Origin of the sequence: Candidatus Proelusimicrobium volucris (assembly GCF_959605025.1) — a bacterium.
In the GTDB taxonomy this organism is placed as follows: domain Bacteria; phylum Elusimicrobiota; class Elusimicrobia; order Elusimicrobiales; family Elusimicrobiaceae; genus Proelusimicrobium; species Proelusimicrobium volucris.
Genome location: NZ_CAUHCY010000006.1, coordinates 70,460 through 95,726, shown reverse-complemented (window position 1 = coordinate 95,726; position 25,267 = coordinate 70,460). Strand labels below are relative to the sequence as shown.

The window sequence follows — 25,267 nt, the reverse complement described above, 5'->3', positions numbered from 1 at the left end:
CGCGCCCGCCAAGAAACTTGACGAAGCTACGGTAACGGAAGAAATAGTCAATTTAATATCTGAAAAAACCGGCTACCCGAAAGATATGCTTGAGCTCGACCTCGATATGGAAGCGGATTTGGGTATCGATACGGTAAAACAAGCCGAACTGTTCGCGGCAATGAGAGAGATGTACAACTTGCCTCAAGCCGAGGGCATACAGCTTAAAGATTATCCGACGATAAGACATTGTATCAACTATGCTTTAAGCGCTTCAGCGGCACCGGCGCAAGCCTCTGCCCCTGTTGCCGCCCCCGCGGCCGAGCCCGTACAGACTGTAACGGCCCCTGTACAAACGGCGCCTGCGGCAACACCTGCTCCCGTTGCGGCTCCCGTAACTGAGAGCCCCGTTGCGCAGCCTGCGGCGGCGCCTGCGGTTTCCGCCGCGCCCGCCAAGAAACTTGACGAAGCTACGGTAACGGAAGAAATAGTCAATTTAATATCTGAAAAAACCGGCTACCCGAAAGATATGCTTGAGCTCGACCTCGATATGGAAGCGGATTTGGGTATCGATACGGTAAAACAAGCCGAACTGTTCGCGGCAATGAGAGAGATGTACAACTTGCCTCAAGCCGAGGGCATACAGCTTAAAGATTATCCGACGATAAGACATTGTATCAACTATGCTTTAAGCGCTTCAAAGGCGGCTGCCGCGCCTGCCGCGGAACCTGCGCCTCAAGCGCAGAGCCAATCCGCCCAGAGTACGGAAGTAAAAGCTGAAGCCCCCGCGCAAGCGGCGGCGCCGAGCGAGCCCAAACAGTATGAAGGCGAAGATTCCCATAATAAGAAACTCCGCTTTATCCCCACTTTGGTTGATGCGCCTTTGTCCGCGGAAGCCAATCGCAGGCTTTCGGCCGACAGGACGGTATTGATATTCTCCGACAGTGCAGCGTTAACAAGGGCTTATGTCGACGCTTTTAAAGAGCAGGGCGTAAAGACGCATATCTTTACCACTCTTAAAACGCGCAGCAAAAATACGACGATAGTCAACTGGGACAGCCTTGAGGAAACTACCTCCGCGTTGGAGCAATACGCAAAGGAAAACCCCGGTCAGGTGCAAGGTATAGTATACTTGTTACCTTGCTCAATTAAGAAATATGACAAGAAGATTAACCCGCATGCGGACTTGACCAAATTCCTTATGCCTTTGTTTATGGCCAGCAAGATATTTGTAAAGGATATGTCCAAACGCGATGACGCCGATACGTTCTTATCGGTTGTGTTTAAAGTAGACGGAGCTTTTGCTTATAAGACGAAAGAGGCTATCAGCCCTACGATAGGTTCAGTCTGCGGTGCGGCCAACTGCTTAAGGAAAGACTTCTATGAGATAGGCGGTGTATTTACCAAGATTATGGACTTTGAACCTACCGCGGAAGCCGAGTATATGGCTGAAAAGACTATATATGAACTTCTTAAAGGCGATGACAGAGCCATGATAAGCTATTATCAAGGCAAGAGAAGCACGATGTTCTCCCTGCCCAGAAAGCTCAATATGAGCAAAAAACATATGGACTTGACTGGCAAGACGGTAGCTTTCACCGGTGCCGGCAGAGGTTTGGGCGCGATACTTTCGCAGAAATTGGCATCCCAATATAAAGCCAGAGTATTGATACTTGATATTATCGAGCTCACCGATAAGACTCCGTATTGGGCCACCCTTAACGAAGCCGAACTTAAAGAATTAAAGAATAAGATGTGGCTTGAAATGAAGGCGGACAAAACCGTACGCGCCACCCCCGTAATGCTTGAAAGAGCGTTTGGAAAGGTAAAAGACTCCATAACCCTCTACAAGAATATGCAGAAGATAAAGGCTTTGGGCGGCGATGTGGACTATTATCAGTGCGACGTTACCAACGGCAGCATGATGAAGGATGTCGTAACGAAGATAAAAGCTAAGTACGGCAAAGTAGACGGCTTGATACACTTCGCCGGGTTTGAGAGATCCAAACTCTTTACGGATAAAACTACCGATGAGTATTACAGAACGTTTGACATCAAGGCGACAAGCGCCGCGGCTTTTGTGGCGTTGAACTTCGTAAAGGATACGGGCTTCTACGCTTTCGCATCTTCGATAGCGGGCAAATACGGCAACTTGGGCCAGAGCGACTATGCAAGCGCCAACGACTTCTTGGCCAAACTCTGCATTTCCTTGCAGAACCAAGGACAGAGAGCCGTCAGCATTGATATGAGCGCGTATGCCAGCGTGGGTATGGGCGTAAGACCGGGCGTAGTGGAATTTTTAACTTCGCAGGGGCTTAAGTTCGTAGATCCTTACGACGGTATGCAGATATTCCTTAACGAGATTGTCTACGGCCGCGTGCCGGAAATCGTCCTCACCGACGACTTGGGCAATTTGGACTGGGATAAACAGATTAGGATAAACGATCCTTTCATTCTTGAAGATGAAGCCGAGGAGGGGGGGAATACCCCCTCCGGCGGCAATGGCGGACAGAGCGGTACTCCCGCCGCTACGGAGGATAGCTCCGAAAGCGTAAAACAGCCGCAGGATGAGACGGAAAACTTTTTTTTGGGGGAAGTAAAGAACCTCGCCGCGGGTAAAGAAATAGCGGCGGAAAACACCTTTAACGCGGAATATCCCTTTCTTTTCGATCACGCGATTGAGGGCACGCCTTATGTGCCGGGCGTTATGGGTATCGAAACTTTTATGGAAACGGCTTCAATGCTTGAAGGAAAAATCCCTCAAGGTTTGGAAGACGTGCATTTCTACTTGCCGATAAAACTTTTAAGGCGCCGCCCGCAAAGCGTACGCATCAAAGGCGTGAACGACGGCGGAAAGGTGTCGATGGAAATCGAATCTGATTTTATAAACAGCAAGGGCGTTAAGATGGGCAGCACGCGCCGCCATTTCACCGCCAGGGTATTGGAACATTTTGAAAGCAAGTGGAATCAGTATAAAGACAAAGTTAATTTAGACGGCGGGGAAATGGCCGTCAGCAAGGAAGAGATTTATTCCAAATATTTCCACGGGCCGTCCTTCCAGGTTTTGGGCGGGATAATGAAACTTGACGACAATGCCGTTTTGGGCGTCTACGAAAAGCCCTCGCAGGTATTGTTCCACGACGGGCCCAAACATCTTATCGCCTATCCTATGCTTATTGAGGCGTGCTTCCAGACTTGCGGATACCGCGACTTGGCGATAGAAAACCGTATGACCCTGCCCGATTCAATCGGCAAGGTGTACATACACGGCAAAGGCGAAGCCCCCAATAAACTGTATACTTTGGCGGTGTTTACCGGCAAGAATATAGAAGGCAAGAGCATGTATGACGGCTTCGTTTTCGACGAGAACGGCAAGCTGTGGATAGAACTTTCCGATTATCAGATGATAGGACAGTAAATATACTCCGCCCGTTTCGGGCGGAGTTTTGCTTAAGCGCGGAGATTAAATGAGCTATAAACTTAAAATAGTGGAGTTGGATAAACTTCCGCCCGCAGAGGAGTTTCTTAGCCCTAGGGAGTTAAAAACCTATAACGGTTTTAAGGTGGAAAAGCGCCGCCGGGAATGGCTCGGCGGGCGCTACGCTTTAAAGAAACTGGCCAGCGGATTTTTCATATTTGACATCAGGCAGATAGAAGTGGTGAACCGCACTTCCGGCCAGCCGATATTGGGCGTGCCAGGCGGATGCAGCCTGCCGGTATCGATTACGCACAGCGGGGATTTCGCCGCCGCGGCGATAGCTACGGCCGGCATGGGTATAGGCGTGGATATGGAAGTAATAGAACCGCGCAGCACCGCGTGGATGAAGCAAAGTTTCGGCGATGATGAACTGTCTTCTACCGCGCCGGTTTTTCTTACCGAATTGTGGGCGAAGAAAGAGGCCGTGCTTAAGTTTATGGGAGTGGGCCTTTCCCTGGATACAAGAGATATAAGATTTATAAACGGGCGTCTGCAGTTTTACGGCAGAGCATTGGATTTATGGGCAAGGCTTGGAAGTCCGAAGGTCCAAATAGACATTAAAGATTTAGACGGGGGCTATAAACTCGCGATAGCCAGCGAGGCTCCGCTTTTATAGAGAGGTTTTTATGGAAGAAGCAGTGAAGAAGGAAACTAAAAACTCGGGCGCAAAAGACGCGGCGGTAAAAGAAGTTAAGGAAACCAAATCCAATAAAGAAGAGGAAGTGGCGCAAAGCATAAAGATTTTCCGCAAGAATATTGAGGCTGCGCGCACCAGCCCCGCCGATAAAGTTGAAGCGCAAAAGAAGAAGGGAAAATTCACCGCGCGAGAGAGATTGCAATATCTTTTGGACGAAAACAGCTTTTTTGAAATCCGCACTTTAGCCAAATCCAGATGTACCGATTTCGGCATAAAAGATAAGGACTTGAAAGGTGACGGCGTAATAACCGGTTTTGGCAGAATAAACGGGCGCGAAGTGGCGATATTCGCACAGGATTTCACGCAGCTTGGCGGTTCTTTGGGCCTTGCGCACGCACAAAAGATAGCCTATATAATGGATTTGGCTCTTGAAGCAAAAATACCTGTCATCGGGCTTTTGGACAGCGGCGGCGCCAGAATACAGGAAGGCGTAGACAGCCTTGACGGTTACGGCGAGATATTTTACAGGAACGTAAAAGCCTCCGGCGTGATACCGCAGATTTCAGTTATTTTGGGGCCTTGCGCGGGCGGCGCTGTCTATTCGCCGGCTTTGACGGATTATATCTTTATGGTCGATGGCATAAGCCATATGTTCGTTACGGGGCCGGGCGTAGTCAAATCGGCGACGGGCGAGGACGTCGACTTTGATACCTTGGGCGGCAGCAAGGCCCACAGCCAAAAGAGCGGCGTATGCCATATGGTGGCCAACAGCGAGCAAGACTGCTTCAGGCAGCTAAGGGATTTGCTCACCTTCCTGCCCCAGAACTGCTTTGAGAAACCCCTCAGCACCAGCACGATAGATTCGCCAGACAGGAAAACCCCTTTCTTGGAAAAGGTCGCGGGAATGAACCCGAAAATGCCCTTTAGAATACAGCATGTGATTTGGGAGCTAGCCGACGAAAATAAATTCTTCGAGATACACCGCGATTTCGCCAAGAACGTGGTAGTCGGTTTTATACGCATGGGCGGGGAAGTGGTCGGCGTGGTAGCCAATAATTCCGACCATTTGGGCGGCGCTTTGGACTTGCACGCCAGCGATAAAGCGGCGCGGTTCGTAAGGTTCTTAAATGCATTTAATATACCGATACTTACTTTAGTGGACATCGGTGGCTATTTGCCCGGTGTGGAACAGGAGCACGGCGGCATTATCAGGCACGGCGCCAAATTGCTTTATGCCTATTCCGAAGCAAGCGTCCCTAAGATTACTTTGGTTTTAAGAAAGGCCTACGGCGGGGCGTATATAGCGATGAGCTCCAAATATTTAAGGGGCGATTTTAACTTCGCTTTGCCTTCGGCGGAAATTGCGGTTATGGGCCCCAGGGGCGCGATAGAAATACTATACTCCAAGGATATAAAGGCCGCCCCGAAAGATAAAGTTGAGGAAATAAAAGAACGTCTGACAAAAGAGTATGCGGAGAAATTTGCCTCTCCTTATCAGACGGCCTCGACAGGCTCTATAGACGAGGTTATAGAACCCTCCAATGCGCGTCAGCGCATTATAAGGGCGCTTAGGATACTCAAGAATAAGAGAGATCCAAAAAATAATCCGCAAAAAGGCAATATCCCTCTTTAAGGGAATATCATTTAAAAAGCCCCCGCTTCGTGCGGGGGTTTTTGTATTAGCTATTTCAGCGTTTAATGTAAACCTATTTTGCATTTATGGTCGCGTTCGTAAAGCTCAAGCGATTGTTTTTCTTCTGGCTTATATTCGCTGGTACGCTTCATAAGGTTATCGAAATCTATATTTGAAGCTTCAAACATAGGCCCGTCGACGCAGGCGAATTTCGTCTCGCCGTCGACTATCACTCTGCAGCAGCCGCACATTCCCGTACCGTCAAGCATAATCGGGTTTAAAGAGGCAAAGGGTTTTATCCCAAGCTCTTTCATCAGTTTAGCGGTGAACTTCATCATCGGTATAGGGCCGATTATAAAGCCAGCATCTATCTTTTCGCCCGATTCGTGCAAAGTCTTTAAAGCGTCGGTAACCAATCCTTTTTGGCCGTAACTGCCGTCATCGGTAGCGACGACGGTAACATCGGATATCGCTTTCATTTCCTCTTCAAGTATCAAAAGATTTTTAGTGCGTGCGCCCAGTATAGATACTATCCTGTTGCCAGCTTCTTTGAAAGCTTTGGCGATAGGCAGTATCTCCGCTATGCCGACGCCGCCGCCCACCACCGCTACGGTGCCGTATTTTTTTATCTCAAGCGCGGTGCCAAGCGGGCCCGCGACGGTCAAAAATCTGTCGCCCTGCTTTAGATTGTTGAACATCAAGGTTGATTTGCCGATGGCTTGAATAATGGCTTTTATGGTGCCTTTTTCGGCGTTCCAGTCGACAAGGGTTACGGGTATGCGTTCGCCAAGTTCCTCGCCTCTTAAAATTATGAACTGCCCCGCCTTCGCTTTGGAAGCTATCAAAGGCTGATATATTTCAAACTCGCAGATTGTATCGGATATATTCCTTTTGTTTACGATAGTATACTTTTCCATATTATTTACCGCCTTTTGGTTCTTTGTCGGAAAGATATTGGCTTATTTTGGCGGCCGCTTCAAGGCCGTCTTTCATAGCCAATAGTACGGTTGCGCCGCCTCTTGTGATGTCGCCCCCGCCGAATACGCCCTTTATGCTGCTTTGCCCGTCGGCTTCCAGCTCCAGGGTGCCGCGGTCGGTCATTTTAAGGCCGGGTGTGGTTTTAGGGATAATCGGATTCGGCTTTTGGCCTATGGCTACTATTATGCTGTCGGCCTCTATTACGAAATCGGAACCTTCTACGGGGACGGGGCGTCTTCTGCCTTTAGCGTCGGGCTCGCCGAGTTCTGCTTTAAGGCATTTAAGCCCTATTACGTGCCCTTGCTCATTGGTAAGTATTTCCTTTTGTATGGTAAGGAACTCGAATTTGACGCCTTCTTCCATAGCATTTTCTACTTCTTCCTCGCGGGCGGGCATTTCCGCGCGGCTGCGTCTGTAAACGACGGTTACGCTTTCGGGGTTTAGTCTTCTTGCGCAGCGCGCCGCGTCCATGGCGCTGTTGCCGCCGCCCAAGACTATTACACGCTTGCCCAATTTTACGGGCGTGTCCGCTTTCGGGAACTCATAGGCTTTGACCAAATTTATTCTTGTCAAAAATTCGTTGGCGCTGTATACTCCGACGGCGTTTTCGCCGGGTACGCCCGCCATTGTGGGCAGGCCCGCGCCGCTGCCGATATAGACGGCGTCAAAGTCTTTAAGGAGTTCCTCAATGCTGATTACCGCGCCGATAAGGACGTCCTGCTCAAACTTTACGCCCATCGCTTTTACGGTTTTTACCTCCTCGCTGATGATTTCCCTCGGGAGTCTGAAAGAGGGTATCCCGTACCTTAATACCCCGCCGAAATCGTGCAGAGCTTCATAGACTGTAACGTCGTGGCCTCTTCTTTTAAGTTCGGCCGCACAGGCCAAAGAGGAGGGCCCGGAACCTACGCACGCCACTTTAAAGCCCGTTGCTTCCGCGGGGGTGGGCGGCGTGACCAAACCTTGTTTGCGGGCGGCGTCGGCGGTGTATCTTTCAAGAAGGCCGACGGCGACGGATCCGAATTTTTCTCTTAAAACGCAGGCGCCCTCGCAGTATTTTTCCTGCGGGCAGACGCGTCCGCATACGGCGGGCAAGAGGCTCGTTTCCATAATTTTGGATACGGCCCCTTTAACATCGTCTTTCAACAAAAGCTGTATAAAAGACGGTATCTGCACGTTTACCGGGCAAGCCGCCTGACAACGCGGATTCTTGCAGTTTAAACAGCGGGAAGCCTCCTCAAGGGCGTGTTCTTTATCCAAGCCTTGGGCGACTTCGTTAAAGTTTTTTACTCTTTCCTGCGGGCTTTGTCTTGTGCCCGTCTGCCGTGGTAATGAAGGGTTTGGCATTTTTACTCTCCTAATCTAAATTTAAGTTTAGTTTAAGGCATAATACCTTTATCAACTGGTTTTGCTTGATGTGTTCCGGTAAATTTTTATATACGGAAAATACCGTATTCTGCGCGAAAGACAAATCTATCGGGAAATTGAACATCTCCGCAAAAGAAAGCAGTTCTATCATCTTCGAACTTTTGTTCAGATCCAGCGGATCTGTGTTGAAAGCCTCCGTCATCAATTTGAGCTTTTTGGTAAGTATCTTATTGATGCCGTCCTTTTCCAATTTGCCGGGCATTTTGTCGAAGTAGTTCAAAAGTTCGGCTATTTTGGCGGTATTGACTGGGTCTTTCTTCAGTTCTGTTTTAATATTCTGATTTATTGCGAAGGCCGACAGATTTACAAATAAATCCGGCATCGGTAAGTTCAAACGGTAGAGATAATTGAAAATACCTTTTTCCTGTTCGAATAATGTTGAGTAGGAATTGCGGATTCTCTTTTTTGAATTTTCCACCGCTTGTGCCAATATCTGCCCCTGTTTGCCTTTCAGCAAATCTTTAATGCTCATTACGTCGACGAAAGACGCCTTTATCAAGGCTTTGCAGTTTTCAATATCGCCGAAGATGAAAGCCTCTTTGATTTGCTCCAGATTGTCCGTCTTTCCGTAAATTGCGCCCGCGGTTATATCGTCGCCTTCGGTATGCAATACGGCGAAACTTATTGAGCGGCTGTCCAAAGTAAGACGGGAGGTAAATACTCCGTAACCGGTTACCAATTTGGCTTTGCCTTGTCTTGTAACTTCGGCTTTGTGATTGCTGATATTATAGGAATAAATGGAATCGCCGAAGAGCATTTCGTCCAGCAGATAGGAAATGGCGTAGTTTATCGCCGCTTTTCTCATATCCACCTGCAAAGGAATAACCAAAGCTTTATATACATTGGCGCCGTTGCCGAAAGTTTTTATGTTACTGGGCGCGAGCGCGAGCTTGTTTACGAATTCTTCCTCTATATCTTGGCCGGTTAGGGCTTTATTGTATTCTATCGCCCTTTTGGCATAGGCCATAATCTGTACGGTTTCTATGCCGGATATTTCGTCAAAGAACCACCCGCAGCTGGTATACATCAGGAGGGTGTTTCTCTGCATCTCCATAAGTTTAAGCGCGCTTGAGGCCTCCTGCAAAGCCTGCTGCGTGCCGTACTCCTTAAGGAATTGTTCCGCCTTGTCCCTGTTCTCTATAACTTCTATATAGGCGTTGCGCGCGGTCCAAATATCCTTAAAGTAGAGAGGTCCTTTTTGCTCGAAAGTTTGGCGCAAAGAATCTCTTACGAAGTCCAAAGCTTTCCTTAAAGGGTTGCGCCATTGTTGATTCCAGCCGGGGTGCCCGCCGCTGTTGCAGCCGCAGTCGTTTTCCCATCGGCCGACGCCGTGCGCGCAGCTCCAGGCCGTATTTTCGAAAATTTTGGCTTCCTCTTGAGGCGGGAACATTTCCAAGTACTGGCCGTATACGGTCATATTGGCCAGCTTGTTGTGTTCGATATAATCTATGCAGTAAGCAAGTGCCATTTCCGCGAATTTTTGGTGATGGCCGTAAGTTTCGCCGTCGGTGGCGATATGGACAAGCTGTGGTTCGTTTGTAGGCTGAAACACCGAAAGTAAACGCGCGGCGAATTTTTCCCCGCTTCTTAAAGTGTCGCCGAAGGCTATGCCCTGCGAGATTGGCCCGTCGTAAAAGAACAAAGCTATTTTCTTGCCAGAGGGCAGATTGCACCAATAAGGTTTATAGGGCGGCACTTTCGCGCCGCTTTGGCTCCTCCAGTCTTTATCGCCTATTTTGCGTATGGCGGCGCATTGGCTGGGCGCCAGTATGGTAAATTTAATGTCGTTCTCGGCGAGAAGCTCCAGCGTTTTGGTGTTTACCGCCGTTTCGGCAAGCCACATGCCTTCGGGCTTTCTTTTAAAACGCAGCTCAAAATCTCTTATCCCCCAAATTATTTGAGTCAGTTTATCCCTGTCGTCGGCCAAAGGCATAATTATGTGGTTGTATACTTGCGCTATGGCGCTGCCGTGTCCGCCGAAGTTTTCCTTGCTTTTTTCGTCTGCGGTCAAGATGGCCTGATAGGTTTCCTTGTCGTGTTTTTCCAGCCAGGAAAGCAAAGTCGGGCCGAAGTTGAAACTTATTTTTGAGTAATTGTTTACGATGTCTTTTATCTGCCCGCGATTATTGAAAATCCTGGCATAGGCATTGGCGTGGTAACACTCCGCGCTGATGCGTTCGTTCCAATTCTTGAAAGGCCGCGCGCTTTCCTGTATTTCTATTTCGTCTATCCAAGGGTTCTCGCGCGGCGGTTGGTAAAAGTGTCCGTGAATACAAAGATATCTGTTCATCTTCAATATGCTACAATATGCGCGAAACACTTTACAAGCGGAAAATTACGGTTTATAATTTGTTTAAGGGAAGGTAATTTCGCCGAGGAGGCCCATACAATGAAAAAAATCTACATCATTGATACCAATGTTCTTCTGCACGATCCGCAGGCGCTTGATAGGTTCGCCGATAACGACATAGTTATTCCTATGATTGTTATAGAGGAGCTTGACAACTTCAAAACGCTGGCCGATGAAAGGGGTAAGAACGCGAGGCTGGTTTCCAGGCATTTGGACGAACTTCGCAAGAAAGGAAAACTAGGCCAAGGCGTCAAACTGGAAGGCGGCGGCACTTTGAAGGTGGAATTCCCAAAAGAGAATATTCTGCCCACCGGTTTTACCTTCCATAAAGCCGATAACGATATTTTAAACACCGCATATTTTTATCATAAGAAGGAAGGCTCCAAGAGTAACCATAAGCCAGTTATAATAGTATCCAAAGACACCAACTTGAGGATAAAGGCGGAAGCCATCGGCGTGGACGCGCAGGACTATAACGCCGATAAAGTTAAATATAACGAACTTTATTTGGGCAGCAGGGAAGTGGAAATTTCGCCCGATAAAATAGATGAGTTTTATAAAAATAAAGAACTTGCGCTCAAACAGGGCGATTATTATCCCAACGAGTTTTTGATTTTAAAAAGTAATGACGGCAGCAAGAAATCCGCCGTGGGCCGTGTTACGCCTAACGGCGATATGCTTAAACTTCTTAATTCGCAGGAGCCTGTCGTTTGGGGAATAAAACCCTTAAATAAGGAACAGCGTTTCGCGATGGAGCTTTTGCTTGACGATAGGATAGACCTCGTGACGCTGGTCGGTACCGCCGGTACGGGCAAGACTCTTATAACTTTGGCTACGGGCCTGCACAGAACTTTTGACGACGAAACTTACCGCCGCCTTTTAGTATGCCGCCCGATAGTGCCCGTCGGCAAGGATTTGGGCTTTTTGCCGGGCACTATGGAAGAAAAGCTGGAAGCGTGGATGGGTGCCATACACGATAATTTAAGTTTCCTCGCCAATAAGAAGAATCCGGAAGACGGCGAAGAAGAAGTGCGCTATCTTACCACCAGCGGCAAATTGGAAGTGGCTTCCGTCACGCATATCCGCGGGCGCACCCTGCCCAAGCAGTATATGATAGTCGACGACGCCCAGAACCTGACGCCGCACGAGATAAAGACTATCCTTTCCCGCGCGGGCGAGGGCACGAAAGTTGTGGTAACGGGCGATCCGTATCAGATAGATACGCCGTATTTGGACGTGGAATCCAACGGCCTTACCTATCTGGTTGAGAGGTTTAAAGGCCAAAAGACTTACGGCCATATAACCTTTACCAAGACGGAACGCAGCAACTTGGCGGATTTGGCTGGCAAGCTGCTTTAGGCATATAGTATCGGGATATTGATATAATAGATATGATATGTCGGCGGGCGGATACTCCGCTTGCAAAAAGGCTTTAAGAACGGAAAAGGCTCGGCGCCGATATAAGCGCCGAGCTTTTTTGGAAATATTTGCGGGGGGATATTTTTTGGCGGAACTTAATTTAAACCTTTTGCCTAAGGAGCCTGGCGTCTATATAATGAAAGACGCCTCGGGAACGGTAATATACGTGGGCAAAGCGATAAATATATATAACCGCGTGCATCAGTACTTCCAGACGGGCGCGGAGAACAGCCGCGGCTGGAAGATACCCAGCCTTGTACCCCTGATAGCCAAGATAGATTTTATCGTCTGCGTGAGCGAGCGCGATGCTTTGATATTGGAAAATAAGCTGATAAAAAAGTATAAGCCGTTTTTCAACAGCCTTTTAAAGGACGATAAAACCTATCCTTGGATAAAACTTACCATGCAGGAAGATTATCCGCGTCTTACTCTAACCAGGAAAGTTCTGCCCGACGGGGCGGAATATTTCGGGCCGTATCCCAAGGTATCTAACGTAAAGCGGCTGATGCATTTTTTGTGGAAGGACAAATACGCGCCTTTAAGACCGTGCAAATGGTCTTTCAGCAGGGCGAAACCTTTGGCCGAAAAGAAATCTCTTTCCTGTATATACTACCACACCGATCAGTGCCCCGCGCCATGCCGCGGGAAAATCAGCTATGAACAGTATCGGGAAATAGCGGAGCGCGCTTCAATGTTTCTGCGCGGCGACTTTTCTTCTTTTAAGGAAGAATCCCTTAAGCAAATGCGCGAGGCCGCCAAAGCTATGGAGTATGAAAAGGCGGCAAAATTCCGCGATTTCGCCCGCGCGATGGACCACATGCGCGAGCGTATAAAAGTCAGCCGCTACCAAGATGATAAACTGAAAAAGAAAATCGAAGCCGCGGACAAACTTAAACGCTTGAGCGAGATTTTGCGTTCCGATAAAATTATCCGCCATATAGAGGCCTTTGACAATTCCCATCTCTACGGCCGACAGGCTGTGGGCGGAATGGTCTGCTTTGTGGACGGGGAAAAATACAAAGCCCATTACAGACGCTTTAAAATAAAATCGGAACTGCCGGAAACGGGCGGAGACGATTTCCTTATGATGAAAGAAAGCGTCCTAAGGCGCATAGAACAGATAAAACAACTGCCGGAACACAATCGCCCGGATTTGTTTTTGATAGACGGCGGCAAGGGGCAGCTTTCCTTCGCGCTGGAAGCGGTGAAAGAGGCTGGCCTGGACATAAAAGTCATATCCCTGGCCAAGCGGGAGGAGGAAATCTTCGTCCCGCATCAATCCCAAAGCATAAGGCTGGATAAAAGCGATCCCGCCCTTAAACTCATTATGGAAATAAGGGACGAGGTGCACCGCTTCGCCATAAGCTATCACAGGCTTTTGCGCAACAAAGCTTTGATGGACAAATAATCCGAATTAAGGGCTTTTCTCTTACGCGTATGCGCGTATAATGCTATAATAGTCTATTATGGCAATAGCTAATTTTCAAGAAATAGATAAAAAACAGCAGGAAAGGTGGGAGAAAGCGAAACTCTTCTCCGCGCCCCGTTTACCCAAAACGGGCAAGAAGTTTTATTGTTTGGATATGTTCCCGTATCCGTCGGGCCAAGGCCTCCACGTAGGGCACCCGGAGGGTTATACGGCTTCGGACATAGTCAGCAGATACAAGAGAATGAACGGTTACGACGTCCTGCACCCTATGGGTTGGGACGCTTTCGGCCTTCCGGCGGAAAATTACGCTATCGCGACGGGCGTACACCCGCGCATTACCACGCAGAAAAATATAGATAATTTTAGAAGACAGATAAAATCTTTCGGCATGTCTTACGATTGGGACAGGGAAATAGACACCACCGACCCGGATTATTACAAATGGACTCAATGGATATTTTTGCAGCTTTACAAAAAAGGTTTGGCCTATCAGAGCACGGTGCCTATAAATTGGTGTCCTTCCTGCAAGACGGGGCTAGCCAATGAGGAAGTATTTAACGGCCGCTGCGAACGCTGTCAAACCCCGATAGAAAAGAAAAATTTGCGCCAATGGATGTTGAAGATCACCGCTTATGCCGAGCGCTTGCTGGAGGATTTGGAAGGCCTTGATTGGCCCGCCTCCACTTTGATGATGCAGCGCAACTGGATAGGCAAGAGCGAAGGCGCTGAAGTGGATTTTAAGGTAGACGGCAAGGACGAAACCATAAGGGTTTTCACCACCAGGCCAGATACGCTTTTCGGCGCGACTTATATGGTATTGGCGCCAGAGCACGAATTGGTGGAAAAGATAACTTCGCCCGAGCAAAAAGCCGCGGTTGAGGCCTACCGCAAAGAGGCCGCCGCCAAAAACGAATTTGAAAGAGCCGACGCCGAAAAGGAAAAGACGGGCGTCTTTACCGGCGCTTATGCCGTCAATCCTTTAAACGGCAAAAAAATACCCGTTTGGATAGCCGATTACGTGCTTACCGGATACGGCACCGGCGCGATAATGGCGGTGCCCGCGCACGACGACAGGGACTATGCCTTCGCGAAAAAGTTCGGCTTGGATATTATAGAAGTCATCAAGAGCGAGCAGGGCGTGGCGGAAAAAGCGTTCACGGGCGACGGGGAATTGATAAATTCCGATTTCTTAAACGGTATGAGGGTGGCACAGTCCAAAGCCGCGATAATAAAATATATGCAGGAAAAGGGCTTTGGCAAAGCCAAGACGACTTACCGCCTGCGCGATTGGGTGTTCTCCCGCCAGAGATACTGGGGCGAGCCTATCCCGATAGTGCATTGCGAAAAATGCGGCGTCGTGCCTTTGCCTGAAAGCGAACTCCCGTTAAGACTGCCTGAAGTGGAAAAATTTGAGCCTAGCGGCACAGGCGAATCGCCTTTGGCCAATATAACCGAATGGGTCAATACCACTTGCCCGCATTGCGGCGGGCCCGCCAAGCGCGAAACCAATACCATGCCGCAGTGGGCGGGTTCCTGCTGGTATTATCTCAGGTATATGGACAATAAAAACCAAAACGCTTTGGTAGACCCAGAGATAGAAAAGGCTTACGGACCCGTGGACTGCTATATCGGCGGGGCCGAACACGCCGTACTGCATTTGCTCTATTCCAGATTTTGGCATAAAGTGCTTTACGATTTGGGCGTGGTGCACACCAAAGAGCCTTATGCCAAACTTAGGCATCAGGGTATGATTTTGGCGTTCTCTTACAGGGACGAAGCCGGCAATTACCATACTTACGAGGAAATAGACTTCTCCGATCCCGCCAACCCGAAGCTCAAAGCCAACGGCGCGAAACTTACCTCTATGATAGAGAAGATGAGCAAATCCAAAAAGAACGTAATCAACCCCGACGACATTCTAAAGGAATACGGCGCCGACGCCTTTAGGGCTTATGAGATGTTTATGGGCCCCTTCGACGCCAGCAAACCTTGGGATATGCGCGGGATAGAGGGCGTATCTAGGTTCCTTAAGAGGGTTTATTCCTGGGCGGACGATTTGAAAGTTTCAAAGGACGTTAAACTGCCAAAAGAGCTTGAAATCTTAAAGCATAAAACGGTAAAGAAAGTAAGCGAGGATATAGAAAGCTTCAGCTTCAATACCGCGGTTTCCGCTTTGATGATATACTTTAACGAACTTTCAAAATACAAGGAAGTTGACGAGAACAGCTTTGAGGTTTTCCTTAAACTTCTGCACCCGTTCGCTCCGCATATCACGGAAGAGATATGGCAGAACGCGGGGCATGAAACTTTCCTCTTGAACGAGATTTGGCCTTCTTATAATAAAGACCTGCTTTTGGAGGAGCAAATAGAGATCGGCGTACAGATAAACGGCAAGATAAAAGACCGCGTAAAACTTTCAGCCGATTCCGATAAGGCGGCGCACGAAAAAGCGGCGCTTGGCTCCGAGAAGATACAAAACTTGCTCAAGGGTCAGAACATAGTTAAAATAATAGTCGTGCCGGGCAAAATGGTAAGCATCGTGGCGCGGCCGTCATAGGAGAAATATGAAAAAATATTTTATCTTTTTCGCTGTTTTGTTCGCGTTTGGCTGCGCGCCGATGGATACCCCGGTGTATTACAGCCCCAACGCGCAGATTATGCCCCAGCATATAACCAAGATACACGTGCGTCCGTTTATCAACCGTACGGAAGTGTTTGCCTTGGAAGACCGCCTTACCATGGAAGTGGTGGACGAGTTCCTGCGCAACGGAAGTTACAATATTACCAATGAATCGCAGGCCAATGGTGTATTGGCGGGCGAAATATTAAGATATATCCTCGTGCCCGTGCAGTATGATACCCGTTTGGTTCCGACGGTATATCGTATGGAAGTATTGCTTAAGGTGCGCTTCATAGACAAAGAAACGCAAAAGACCGTATGGGAAGAACCCGCTTTGCAGCAAATATATACTTATTCGGCTTCCACTTTGCCCGGCGGTATGACGGAGGAACAGGCGAGGGAATATTTGTGGAAGAATTTTTCCAAGATGATAGTAAAGCGCACGGTAGAAGGTTTTGGCTCCGTCGGCAGTGAAATACGCCAAAGGGCGCAGATAAATAAAGACCAAACTACGATAACCAGATAAATGGGAAGAGTAACTTTTTCGCAATTTTCCAAAGATATAAAGAAAGGCGTTTTAGCGCCCGTATATTTGTTTGCGGGCGAGGACGTGTTTCGGAAAAAAGAGGAGGCCTCAAAAATACGGGAACTGCTGGCGCCTGACGAGTTTAACTATGTAAAAGAGGATGCTTCCTCCTGCGATATGGGCGATTTGCTCAGCTTGGCGGGCACGGCGCCAGTGTTCAGCCAAAGACGTTTGATAATTTTGGATAATGCCGATAAACTTAAAAAAGCGGCGCTGGAAGCATTATGCAATTATCTTTCCGACCCCTTGGAAAGCACTTGCTTTGTAATAATGCATAATGACGCGAAGAAGTTTAAGAAGGATAAAATATTGGAGGAATCCTGCTCGGACAGCTGCGTGATAGTTTCCTTCGACGAATTAAAAAGCAATCAGCTCGGCCCTTGGATAGAGGAGCACTTGTCCGATAAAGGTTTGAGAATCGATCCCGACGCTTTGATACTCTTGCAGGAAATAGTCGGCGCGGATTTGTCGGCCCTAAATATGGAGATAGAGAAACTATCCCTTTATTTGTTGGACAGAGCGGGAAAGACCGTCGGTCAGGAAGATGTTCTGGCCTGTGTTGGTCTAAACAAGGAAGAAAACCCCTTTGCGCTTAGCAATGCCGTATTGGATTGCAATCGGGGTGAAGCTCTGAAGCTGGCGCAAAAGCTGCTTGACGGCGGGGAAGAGCCTATAAGCGTGTTAAATAAAATAAGCGCTTGCGCGTTAAAGATGTTAAGGATAAAAAGGCTTAGCGAAGCAGGTCTTACGGGCGCGGCTTTGCAGCAGGCGGCGGGTTTAATGCCGTGGGAAGGGCGTTTGGCGGCCAAGGCGTATATAATGCCTTCATCAAAGGCCTTATGTCGTGCTGTGGATAAAATAATAGAGACAGATATGGGCTTTAAGAGCGGTGCTTTACTAGAGCCGTCGATACAGATAAAGGGTGTTATTCTTGCGCTTTTAAGCAGATAGATTTCTATCCCGATGGCGTTTTAAAGAAAAAGCGTCGCTGGGATATTAAAGTATTGCATAAAATACAACAAAAAGATAAAATATATATACTTATTTAAGAGGTAATTAAACATGGCAAAATTAAAAACTGGGCGTCACACGAGTGCGTTGAAAGCGCAAAGACAGTCCGTAAAAAGAAATTCGGCTAATACGGGTTTAAAGAAAGTCGTTCGTTTGGCTGCCAAAGAAGTGGCCAAAACCAAGACTGCCGAAAGCGTTGCGAAAGCCTCTTCCGCTTTAGATAAAGCCGCGAAGAAAGGCGTAATACACTGGAAATCGGCCGCGAGGAAGAAATCGCGCTTGGCCAAGTCCGTGAATAAAGCCGAAAGCAAATAGTTTTTTTGGCGATAAGAAGCGCGGTTGCCGTTAAGCGGCCGCGCTTTTTTGGTGTTTTTATAAGCGGGGGGAGCATTCTCGCTTGAATGTATATTTTAACGCTTTTAAAGTTTGCTCCGCGGCTTTAAAATTGTTATAATTTTGTATATAGATTTTGCGCCTGTAGCTCAACTGGAAGAGCAGATCCGTCCTAAGGATAAGGTTGTAGGTTCGATTCCTATCGGGCGCGCCAAATATAAACCCGCCTTTAACAGGCGGGTTTTTATCATTTAAATTTTATGCTTGGCCGTTTTAGACATAAAAACCAGGCGGCCTAAGCCGCCTAGTTGTAATCCACGGCTTTTGTTTATTTGCCGCAGGGGGCTACCATTTCGCTAAAGGAAATTACGCCCAAAAGGTAATCGTTGGTGCATACTTTTTGGCCGCCTACATGGCCGCGGGTGCCGGTGCAGGCCGCAAAGAATAAGCAAACGGCTATCAAAACAAATAATTTCTTCATTTTTACTCTCCCCAAATAATATTTCAACAGAATTTTATAACAATTTAGATTAAATAAACATACCTCTGTCTATTTCCTAGTATTATTTATTTTTATATTCAATGTCAATCTATAAATTAGATTTTAAGGAGTGCTGATTGGGGTTTATTTAGGTAAAAGTCAGTTCAGCTCCTCAATGATATCGTATTCATCTTCTTCATTCTCAATATTTTGATCGGGATCTTTGGCTTGTTTTTGCGGTTGTGCGGCTTTTTGCGTTTGGTCTTTAGGGGCGCCGTAAGCCGCGGTCCGATCATCTGTTCCGAGTTGTTTTTCCACTCTTGACATCCTTCTTTGCGCTTTTAAAGCGTAATCATCGGCGGGGTGGTTGATTATCAGCTTCTGATACAGATCTTTCGCTTTTTGGTATTGGTCGAGTTTTTCCGCGGTCATACCGGCCTCGTATAGGGCCTTAGGAGTCTGCTTGGAAGCGGGATAGGCCGATATAATGTCTTCGTAAGATTTAAGCTCGCCGTAATTGTCTTTTAATCTGCGGGCGTATACGTCTGCGGCCAGGAATTTGCAGTTGATGTATTTATCTTCGTCTTTGGCGAATATTTGCGCTGTTTTGTTTAAAGTATCGACTGCGCCGGCATAGTTTTTAAGTTTCTTTTCCTGCAGCTGCGCTTTGTAGAGAAAAGCGTCATAGGCCTTTTCACGTTGCCCGTTTTTAAGGTAAATTTCCGCCGCTTTTGTTATGTTTTCCGCCGCGGAAACATAATCGCGCTGATTATCGTTCATTATAGCCATATGGTTATAGGTAGTCGCTATTTCGATGGAGTTAGGGAAGTTCTTTATTACGCTGTTATAATAGTAGGCGGCTTGGTTGTAATCCCTCAGTTCGCTGGCGTAAATATCGCCCAACATTCTTACAGATGCAGCTTTGTATTTTGTAGAAGGATAAATGTCGTAGACTTTTTTGTACTGCATAACCGCAGCCTGGTAGTTTTTGTTAAAGCGTTCCAAATCCCCGAGCATAAGTTCCATTTTGTCCTTATTCTCGTAGGTGGGGAATCTGGCGAAGAAGCTTCTGTATTCGTCGTTAAGCGGCTCGTAGGAGCCTTTGATTTCCAGCTTGGTGGCGGAAGCCAAAAATTCGGCCATTCTGTCATCTGAATTCTTCGGCACTGATTTTAAGGCGTAGGCTTTTTTTAAATTCTCTCTGGTTGATTTTGGCATATTTTCTATTACGGTATTCATAAGCGAGGCGGCCTGCTGCGCGTTTGCCGAATTGGGGAACTCGTATTTTTGCCTTAACAGAGTTACGTACGCGGCGGGATATTTTTTTGTTCGGACTTCAATGCTGGCTTTAAGCAGCAAAGCGTCGTCTGCGCCGGGCAGGGCATAATTTTTATCCAGCCAAGCGCCGAGTTGGTTGTCTATGCTTTCAAGGAGTTTTTTGTCTTCGCCTTGGCTTTGTTTTTTATAGAAAGTAAGTTCCGTCATCGCGCTTTGAGCAAAGATATTGGCGGAACAGAAAAGTACTGCCGAAATCAAAAAGATATATTTTATATTTTTCATCAAGATTACCTATAATTAGTAAATTGCAGTTCCAGCCCGAAGTCCTTGCCTTTCAATAGGGCTATTGTCTGCTGCAAGGCGTCTTTGGAGGCGGAGGTAACTCTAAGCTGGTCGCCTTGTATTGAGGCCGCAACTTTAAGTTTAGCCTCTTTTATCGTTTTTGTTATTTCTTTGGCTTTGTCGGACGGTATCCCCTGTTGTATTTTGACTTCCTGTTTCGCCGTTCCGCCCAAAGCGGCTTCTATTTTCTGCGGGTAAAAATTTTTTAAAGCCACGCCTTTTTTGGCAAGTCTCGTCAGCAGAATGTCGTACAAGGCTTTTACTTTATATTCATCGCCGCAGCTTATTTTTATCAGATTTTCCTTCGGAAGGAGCTCAATATTCGGGTTGGAGCCTTTAAAGTCGTATCTATTCGTTACTTCTTTTTTTGCCACGCTTATTGCTTCTTCAATCAAATTTAAATCCACCTTGGATACTACGTCAAAAGAAAAATCCGCCATAAAAACCTCCGTTTGTCTTATTATAGTATTTTAACAGATATTTTAACAGACGCGCGAAAACTCAAAAAAGCGTGATTGCTTTAAGCGGTTTTAAAATGTAGAATGGTCTTATCAATTCAACACTATAAGGAGATTGTTCAATGGCAAACATTGCTGCTTTAATCGGCGTGGTTGTGTTTATCGGGATAGGATACGCGCTAAGTACAAACAGAAAAGCTATAAACTGGCGCACGATATTGTGGGCTTTCGGCTTGCAGATAGTATTTGCGGTTTTGATATTGAAGACTTCCGTAGGCGTTACGGTCTTCAATTATCTAAATGACGCGATATTAAAAGTTTTGGATTTCCAAAAAGCGGGCGCGGAAATGGTTTTCGGGCCTTTGGCGACGCAAGAAACTTTGGGATACATATTTGCGTTCCAAGTTATACCCACGATAATATTTTTCTCTGCATTAATGTCGCTTTTGTACTATTTGGGCATTATGCAGAAGGTGGTATATGTATTTGCTTTGGTATTGGGCAAGCTCTGCAAGCTTTCCGGCGCGGAAAGTTTGAGCGCGGCGGCCAACATCTTTGTAGGCCAGACGGAAGCGCCTTTGCTTATTAAGCCTTATGTGGAGAAGATGACCAAGTCCGAGCTTATGTGCGTAATGACGGGCGGCATGGCTACGGTAGCCGGCGGCGTATTGGCCGCATATATAATTATGCTTAAGGATAATGTTCCCGGTATAGCGGGGCACCTTATGGCGGCCAGCGTAATGGGCGCGCCGGCCGGTGTTATGTTTTCCAAATTGATGGTTCCGGAAACGGAAAAACCGATTACCTTGGGTGTAGCCAAAATCGATTATAAAGACCCCAGCGCGAATGTGCTTGACGCGATTTCAAACGGTACTACCACCGGTTTGCAGCTTGCCTTAAACGTGGCCGCGATGTTGATAGCGTTTACGGCTTTGATAGCTTTGTGCAGCGGCTTTGTGGAGTGGGTTACCGGCTGGTTTATGGCGAAGGCTTTGACGATAGAGCAAATTTTCGGATATGTATTTTCGCCTTTAGCGTGGCTGATGGGCGTACCCGCAGACGAAATGGTTTTGGCGGGGCAGTTAGTCGGTGAGAAGACGATATTAAACGAGTTTGTGGCTTATGCCAACTTCTCCTCTATACTCAACGGCGATACGGTGGAGATGTCATTAAGGACGAAAGTCATTTTGAGTTATGCTTTGTGCGGCTTTGCGAATTTCTCTTCAATCGGCATACAGATAGGCGGTATCGGCGCGATAGCGCCCAACAGAAGGGCGGATCTTTCAAGGCTTGGATTCAGGGCTTTGATAGCGGGTTTATTGGCCAGCTGCTTAAGAGGTATAATAGCGGGCTTGCTCGTTCACTGACGGATATTTCAAATATTAAAAAGCCCCCGCGGAAAAGCGGGGGCTTTTTATTGTATATGGTGTTTCCCGATTGGGTTTTATTTCAGCATAGCTTCTTTAAGCGCTTCGCTCACGGTCGGGTGCGCGAAGATAAGCTCTCCCGCTTCTTTGGCTTTCATTTTGGTGGCCATGGCAATAAGGGGTATATGTATCATTTCACCCGCGCTAGGGCCGACTATCTGTGCGCCAAGTATCAAGCCCGTTTCTTCATCTTCAACAATCTGGGCGAAGCCTTCCGTTTCCTCTTGGGTTACGGCTCTCCCGTTGGCGAGCATAAAGATTTTTTTGGCTCTGGCCTTATGACCTTTTGCCAAAGCCTCTTTTAAAGTTAGGCCGATGCGTGCGCTTTCGGGCCAGGCGTATATGGCGGATGGTACGAGATTGTTATCATACTCGTGTGCTATACCCATAATATTGTATGCCGCCGTTTCGCCTTGCGCGGTGGCCGCGTGAGCGAGCTGGCACAGCCAGTTGACGTCGCCCGCCGCGTAAATATTGTCTTTAACTTGCATTGTCTTGGGGTTTACTTTTATGCCTTTTCTGTCCCACTCCACTCCTGCAGCCTTAAGATTTAGGTTTTCCAAATCGGGTGTTCTGCCTACCGCGACCAGCACCAAATCCGCTTCCAGCGTTTGACCGTCGGACAATATTATCTTTTTGACGCCGTTTTCCACGGCCATATCTTTTGCGGCGGCGGAAGTTTTTATTTTTATTCCGCGCTTTTCAAAAGAGGATTTGAGCACTCTCACCGCGCCTTCGTCTTCCGTAGGCAGGATTGTGGGGGAAAGTTCCACTATCGTTGTATCAACGCCGAAAGCGTTAAAAAGGCAGGCAAATTCGCAGCCGATTACGCCCCCGCCGATTATTATTGCCTTTTTGGGCAGTTGTTTTATGTCGAAAATATTGCCGTTGTCGTAAAGATATTCTTTATATTGGTCAAACGGGGGTGGATAGAAGGGTTTTGTACCTGCGGCTATTATTACGGCGTCGAAGGAATATTCTACCCCGTTTATTTTTACGGAATTTGGCGAAACAAAGGAGGCTTCACCCTCTATATATTTTACTTTGGCGGCTTTAAATAAAGTCAAAACGCCTCTTTGCAGTTTGTCGACAGCGGCTTGCCTGCGGGCCTGTATTTTGGAAAAGTCCAAAGAATTGAAAAAATCTTCACCTGCCTGCGGATTGGAGGATAAAGCCTCGCTTTTTCTTACCAGAGCAAAGCGGTGCGCCGCGTCCAGAAGCGATTTTGAGGGAATGCAGCCGCAGTTGAGGCATACTCCGCCCGCTTTTGCTTTTTCGACGACGGTAACATCGGCGCCCAAAGCGGCCAGTTTGAGGGCGGCCGGGTATCCCGCGGGGCCGGAACCTATAACCAAAACTTTTTTAGTCATACAATCTCCTAGCTTATTAAAGATAATATTTTATTATAAAAGTATATAATATTTATATGGAAAAACCCTCTTACAGCGGGCACAGGGCCAGACTAAAGAAGCGTTTTGAAAAGGGCGGTATCTCATCTTTCCTGGAGCATGAGATACTTGAACTTCTGCTTACCTATTGCATAACGAGGAAAGACACCAAACCGCTTGCCTGGGCTTTGTTGAGGAAATTCGGTTCTTTAAGCGGCGTGCTGGAGGCGACGCCCTCGGAGCTTGAAGAGGTTGAAGGCATAGGCAATAACAGCGTGGTGTTCATCAAACTGATAAGGGAGCTTATGCGGTTTTACTTCTTGGAGGAGATAAAAAAACGCAAAGAAATAACCACTCCGGAAAACGTTGTTGATTTTTGCCGAGCCTCTTTACAGGGGGAAGCCAATGAAATTTTTGAAGTGATTTATCTTACCACCAGGAACGCCGTAATAGGCGTGGAGAGAATATCCGTAGGCACGATAGACCGCGCCAGCGTTTCTCCCAGAAAGATTATCGAGCAGGCTTTAAAACGCAGGGCGGCGGCTTTGATATTTGTCCACAATCACCCTTCTGGTGAACCGGAACCTTCCAAGGAAGACATAGAACTTACGGAGACGCTTTCGCGCGTAGCGGCCCCTTTGGGTATATCTGTTTTGGATCATATAGTAGTTGGAAAAGGAAAATTCTTCAGCATAAGGGCCAACAGCCTTATAACGGTGAAAAAGGAGAAAGTATGAGCACTCTGTTGAAACAGGTACTAAAACATCAAGTCTATCCCGCGATGGGCTGTACGGAACCGGTAGCGGTCGCGCTATGCGCGGCGAATGCCGCAGCTTTGCATAAAGGGGAAATAAAGAAAGCCGTAGTCTGGGTGGATTCCGCCACTTTCAAGAACGGGCTTGGCGTAAGAATACCCAATACCGAGGGCGAACGCGGCAATTTGTTGGCGGCGGCTTTAGGTCTTTTGATAGCCAAACCAAAATTGGGAATGGAAATACTTAAAGGTGCTACGCCAGCTTTGCTTAAAGAGGCTAAATTTTTGCTGGAACAAAAGGCCGTAACTATAAAAGTAAAGAAACGGAAAGATTTTTATATAGAAGTTAATCTGCTCTATAAAGACGGATATAAAGCCAAGGCCGTGGTAAGCGGGGGGCATACTTCTCTTAATTATTTGGAGGACAACGGCAAAATCTTGGTGGACAAAAAACCCGAGCTTGAAGACAAAGGCGATTTTAAAAAAGTTTTGGCGCGCTCTTCCCTGGCCGATTTGATAAGGGAAGCGCAAAACGCCGATAAAGAGGATTTAGCTTATATCAAGAAAGGCGCTTTAATGAATATGCGCGCGGCAAAGGAGGGCGCAAAGCTGAAGAAGGTTGGTTTTTATCTGAGTGATTTGGTCGATAAAAAAATGTTGGATAATAATCTTATCAATTCCACCAAGATACTTGCCTCGCGCGCGGCCGACGCAAGAATGGACGGCATCGCCATACCGGTAATGAGCAGCGGCGAAAGCGGCAATCAGGGCATAGTGGCGGTATTGGTGCCTTATTATGTAGGGAAGTATCTTAAAGTCAAGGAAAAGACGATATTGCAAAGCATAGCGCTTTCCCATTTGCTTAACGGATACGTAAAAGCGTTTACCGGTGATTTGGCGCCGATATGCGGATGTGCGATAGCCGCGGGGGTGGGCGCCAGCGCGGCGATAGTATATCAGCAGAAAGGGGCAGATTTAAAAGCGATAACACTGGCGATAAACAATATCATAAGCGATATAGGCGGGATGTTGTGCGACGGCGCGAAAAGCGGCTGCGCTTTGAAGGTTGTAAGTTCGGTGGATTCAGCCCTGCGGGCGGCTTTTATGGGCATCAATCATTACGGCATAACGGAAGTTGAAGGCTTTATCGGCGAAAGTGCGGAAAAGACAATACAGAATTTAAGCCGAATATCAACGGTAGGTATGGTTAAGGTGGATAATACGATAGTCGATATAATGAAGAAGAAAAACAAATAAT

Annotated in this window: 19 protein-coding genes and 1 tRNA gene; 13 read left to right on the top strand and 7 right to left on the bottom strand. The window is 47.4% G+C overall.

Annotated features, from left to right (window positions below):
- From ACQY3M_RS06470 to ACQY3M_RS06460, 3 genes are all read left to right on the top strand, one after another.
- Nucleotides 1-3,397 (top strand): SDR family NAD(P)-dependent oxidoreductase (locus ACQY3M_RS06470; RefSeq protein WP_428066897.1); only part of this gene is annotated, 3,397 nt, incomplete at its 5' end.
- A 49-nt stretch (nucleotides 3,398-3,446) separates the two neighbouring features.
- The gene (locus ACQY3M_RS06465; protein WP_428066895.1) at nucleotides 3,447-4,073 is read left to right on the top strand and encodes a 4'-phosphopantetheinyl transferase family protein; all 627 of its coding nucleotides are present in this window, start codon (nucleotides 3,447-3,449) and stop codon (nucleotides 4,071-4,073) included.
- Between the two features lie 10 nt (nucleotides 4,074-4,083).
- Nucleotides 4,084-5,727 (top strand): acyl-CoA carboxylase subunit beta, encoded by a 1,644-nt coding sequence (locus tag ACQY3M_RS06460; RefSeq protein ID WP_428066893.1) that lies wholly within the window; start codon nucleotides 4,084-4,086, stop codon nucleotides 5,725-5,727.
- Between the two features lie 62 nt (nucleotides 5,728-5,789).
- Here the strand turns inward: ACQY3M_RS06460 and ACQY3M_RS06455 are convergent, their stop codons facing one another.
- From ACQY3M_RS06455 to ACQY3M_RS06445, 3 genes are read right to left on the bottom strand one after another with little or no spacing between them, the layout of a single operon-like run.
- On the bottom strand, nucleotides 5,790-6,644 hold the full coding sequence (locus ACQY3M_RS06455) for a sulfide/dihydroorotate dehydrogenase-like FAD/NAD-binding protein (protein WP_428066891.1): 855 nt from the start codon (nucleotides 6,642-6,644) through the stop codon (nucleotides 5,790-5,792).
- 1 nt (nucleotide 6,645) lies between these two features.
- A complete protein-coding gene (gene gltA / locus ACQY3M_RS06450; RefSeq protein ID WP_428066889.1) occupies nucleotides 6,646-8,052 on the bottom strand; it encodes an NADPH-dependent glutamate synthase in 1,407 nt (468 codons plus the stop codon).
- A gap of 10 nt (nucleotides 8,053-8,062) precedes the next feature.
- Nucleotides 8,063-10,423 (bottom strand): DUF3536 domain-containing protein, encoded by a 2,361-nt coding sequence (locus tag ACQY3M_RS06445; RefSeq protein WP_428066887.1) that lies wholly within the window; start codon nucleotides 10,421-10,423, stop codon nucleotides 8,063-8,065.
- Nucleotides 10,424-10,522: 99 nt separating this feature from the next.
- On the opposite strand from ACQY3M_RS06445, the gene ACQY3M_RS06440 reads away from it, so the two are divergent.
- From ACQY3M_RS06440 to ACQY3M_RS06410, 7 genes are all read left to right on the top strand, one after another.
- Nucleotides 10,523-11,842: a PhoH family protein gene (locus tag ACQY3M_RS06440; protein ID WP_428066885.1), complete on the top strand. Its 1,320-nt coding sequence runs from the start codon at nucleotides 10,523-10,525 to the stop codon at nucleotides 11,840-11,842.
- A 37-nt stretch (nucleotides 11,843-11,879) separates the two neighbouring features.
- Nucleotides 11,880-13,310, top strand: coding sequence for an excinuclease ABC subunit UvrC (locus ACQY3M_RS06435; protein WP_428066883.1), 1,431 nt, complete (start codon nucleotides 11,880-11,882; stop codon nucleotides 13,308-13,310).
- 58 nt (nucleotides 13,311-13,368) lie between these two features.
- Nucleotides 13,369-15,888 (top strand): leucine--tRNA ligase, encoded by a 2,520-nt coding sequence (leuS, locus tag ACQY3M_RS06430; RefSeq protein WP_428066882.1) that lies wholly within the window; start codon nucleotides 13,369-13,371, stop codon nucleotides 15,886-15,888.
- 7 nt (nucleotides 15,889-15,895) lie between these two features.
- On the top strand, nucleotides 15,896-16,477 hold the full coding sequence (gene lptE, locus ACQY3M_RS06425; RefSeq protein WP_428066880.1) for an LPS assembly lipoprotein LptE: 582 nt from the start codon (nucleotides 15,896-15,898) through the stop codon (nucleotides 16,475-16,477).
- A complete protein-coding gene (gene holA, locus ACQY3M_RS06420) occupies nucleotides 16,478-17,488 on the top strand; it encodes a DNA polymerase III subunit delta (protein WP_428066879.1) in 1,011 nt (336 codons plus the stop codon).
- A 111-nt stretch (nucleotides 17,489-17,599) separates the two neighbouring features.
- A complete protein-coding gene (gene rpsT / locus ACQY3M_RS06415; protein ID WP_428066878.1) occupies nucleotides 17,600-17,863 on the top strand; it encodes a 30S ribosomal protein S20 in 264 nt (87 codons plus the stop codon).
- Nucleotides 17,864-18,019: 156 nt separating this feature from the next.
- A tRNA-Arg gene (locus ACQY3M_RS06410) sits at nucleotides 18,020-18,095 on the top strand.
- Nucleotides 18,096-18,209: 114 nt separating this feature from the next.
- On the opposite strand, the gene ACQY3M_RS06405 is transcribed toward ACQY3M_RS06410, so the two are convergent.
- The 3 genes from ACQY3M_RS06405 to ACQY3M_RS06395 all read right to left on the bottom strand — a co-directional run bounded on the left by ACQY3M_RS06405 (nucleotide 18,210) and on the right by ACQY3M_RS06395 (nucleotide 20,422).
- The gene (locus ACQY3M_RS06405) at nucleotides 18,210-18,362 is read right to left on the bottom strand and encodes a hypothetical protein (protein WP_428066876.1); all 153 of its coding nucleotides are present in this window, start codon (nucleotides 18,360-18,362) and stop codon (nucleotides 18,210-18,212) included.
- A gap of 159 nt (nucleotides 18,363-18,521) precedes the next feature.
- A complete protein-coding gene (locus tag ACQY3M_RS06400; protein WP_428066874.1) occupies nucleotides 18,522-19,922 on the bottom strand; it encodes a tetratricopeptide repeat protein in 1,401 nt (466 codons plus the stop codon).
- A gap of 5 nt (nucleotides 19,923-19,927) precedes the next feature.
- A complete protein-coding gene (locus tag ACQY3M_RS06395; protein WP_428066872.1) occupies nucleotides 19,928-20,422 on the bottom strand; it encodes a YajQ family cyclic di-GMP-binding protein in 495 nt (164 codons plus the stop codon).
- Nucleotides 20,423-20,562: 140 nt separating this feature from the next.
- Between ACQY3M_RS06395 and ACQY3M_RS06390 the strand changes: the two genes are divergently transcribed.
- Entirely contained in the window at nucleotides 20,563-21,807 is a 1,245-nt protein-coding gene (locus tag ACQY3M_RS06390) for a NupC/NupG family nucleoside CNT transporter (protein ID WP_428066871.1), read from the top strand.
- Between the two features lie 77 nt (nucleotides 21,808-21,884).
- Here the strand turns inward: ACQY3M_RS06390 and lpdA are convergent, their stop codons facing one another.
- Nucleotides 21,885-23,237, bottom strand: a complete 1,353-nt coding sequence (gene lpdA, locus ACQY3M_RS06385; RefSeq protein ID WP_428066869.1) for a dihydrolipoyl dehydrogenase — start codon at nucleotides 23,235-23,237, stop codon at nucleotides 21,885-21,887.
- A gap of 56 nt (nucleotides 23,238-23,293) precedes the next feature.
- Between lpdA and radC the strand changes: the two genes are divergently transcribed.
- Both radC and ACQY3M_RS06375 read left to right on the top strand, forming a co-directional pair.
- Nucleotides 23,294-23,992, top strand: coding sequence for a RadC family protein (gene radC / locus ACQY3M_RS06380; protein ID WP_428066867.1), 699 nt, complete (start codon nucleotides 23,294-23,296; stop codon nucleotides 23,990-23,992).
- Entirely contained in the window at nucleotides 23,989-25,266 is a 1,278-nt protein-coding gene (locus tag ACQY3M_RS06375; protein WP_428066865.1) for a serine dehydratase subunit alpha family protein, read from the top strand. Before radC ends, ACQY3M_RS06375 begins: the two co-directional genes overlap by 4 nt.
- Nucleotide 25,267: the final 1 nt, after the last annotated feature.

Coding starts and splice junctions, on each gene's coding strand:
- ACQY3M_RS06465 (WP_428066895.1), top strand. CDS start 3,447: ATGAGCTATAAACTTAAAATAGTGGAGTTGGATAAACTTCCGCCCGCA.
- ACQY3M_RS06460 (WP_428066893.1), top strand. CDS start 4,084: ATGGAAGAAGCAGTGAAGAAGGAAACTAAAAACTCGGGCGCAAAAGAC.
- ACQY3M_RS06455 (WP_428066891.1), bottom strand. CDS start 6,644: ATGGAAAAGTATACTATCGTAAACAAAAGGAATATATCCGATACAATC.
- gltA (WP_428066889.1), bottom strand. CDS start 8,052: ATGCCAAACCCTTCATTACCACGGCAGACGGGCACAAGACAAAGCCCG.
- ACQY3M_RS06445 (WP_428066887.1), bottom strand. CDS start 10,423: ATGAACAGATATCTTTGTATTCACGGACACTTTTACCAACCGCCGCGC.
- ACQY3M_RS06440 (WP_428066885.1), top strand. CDS start 10,523: ATGAAAAAAATCTACATCATTGATACCAATGTTCTTCTGCACGATCCG.
- ACQY3M_RS06435 (WP_428066883.1), top strand. CDS start 11,880: ATGTCGGCGGGCGGATACTCCGCTTGCAAAAAGGCTTTAAGAACGGAA.
- leuS (WP_428066882.1), top strand. CDS start 13,369: ATGGCAATAGCTAATTTTCAAGAAATAGATAAAAAACAGCAGGAAAGG.
- lptE (WP_428066880.1), top strand. CDS start 15,896: ATGAAAAAATATTTTATCTTTTTCGCTGTTTTGTTCGCGTTTGGCTGC.
- holA (WP_428066879.1), top strand. CDS start 16,478: ATGGGAAGAGTAACTTTTTCGCAATTTTCCAAAGATATAAAGAAAGGC.
- rpsT (WP_428066878.1), top strand. CDS start 17,600: ATGGCAAAATTAAAAACTGGGCGTCACACGAGTGCGTTGAAAGCGCAA.
- ACQY3M_RS06405 (WP_428066876.1), bottom strand. CDS start 18,362: ATGAAGAAATTATTTGTTTTGATAGCCGTTTGCTTATTCTTTGCGGCC.
- ACQY3M_RS06400 (WP_428066874.1), bottom strand. CDS start 19,922: ATGAAAAATATAAAATATATCTTTTTGATTTCGGCAGTACTTTTCTGT.
- ACQY3M_RS06395 (WP_428066872.1), bottom strand. CDS start 20,422: ATGGCGGATTTTTCTTTTGACGTAGTATCCAAGGTGGATTTAAATTTG.
- ACQY3M_RS06390 (WP_428066871.1), top strand. CDS start 20,563: ATGGCAAACATTGCTGCTTTAATCGGCGTGGTTGTGTTTATCGGGATA.
- lpdA (WP_428066869.1), bottom strand. CDS start 23,237: ATGACTAAAAAAGTTTTGGTTATAGGTTCCGGCCCCGCGGGATACCCG.
- radC (WP_428066867.1), top strand. CDS start 23,294: ATGGAAAAACCCTCTTACAGCGGGCACAGGGCCAGACTAAAGAAGCGT.
- ACQY3M_RS06375 (WP_428066865.1), top strand. CDS start 23,989: ATGAGCACTCTGTTGAAACAGGTACTAAAACATCAAGTCTATCCCGCG.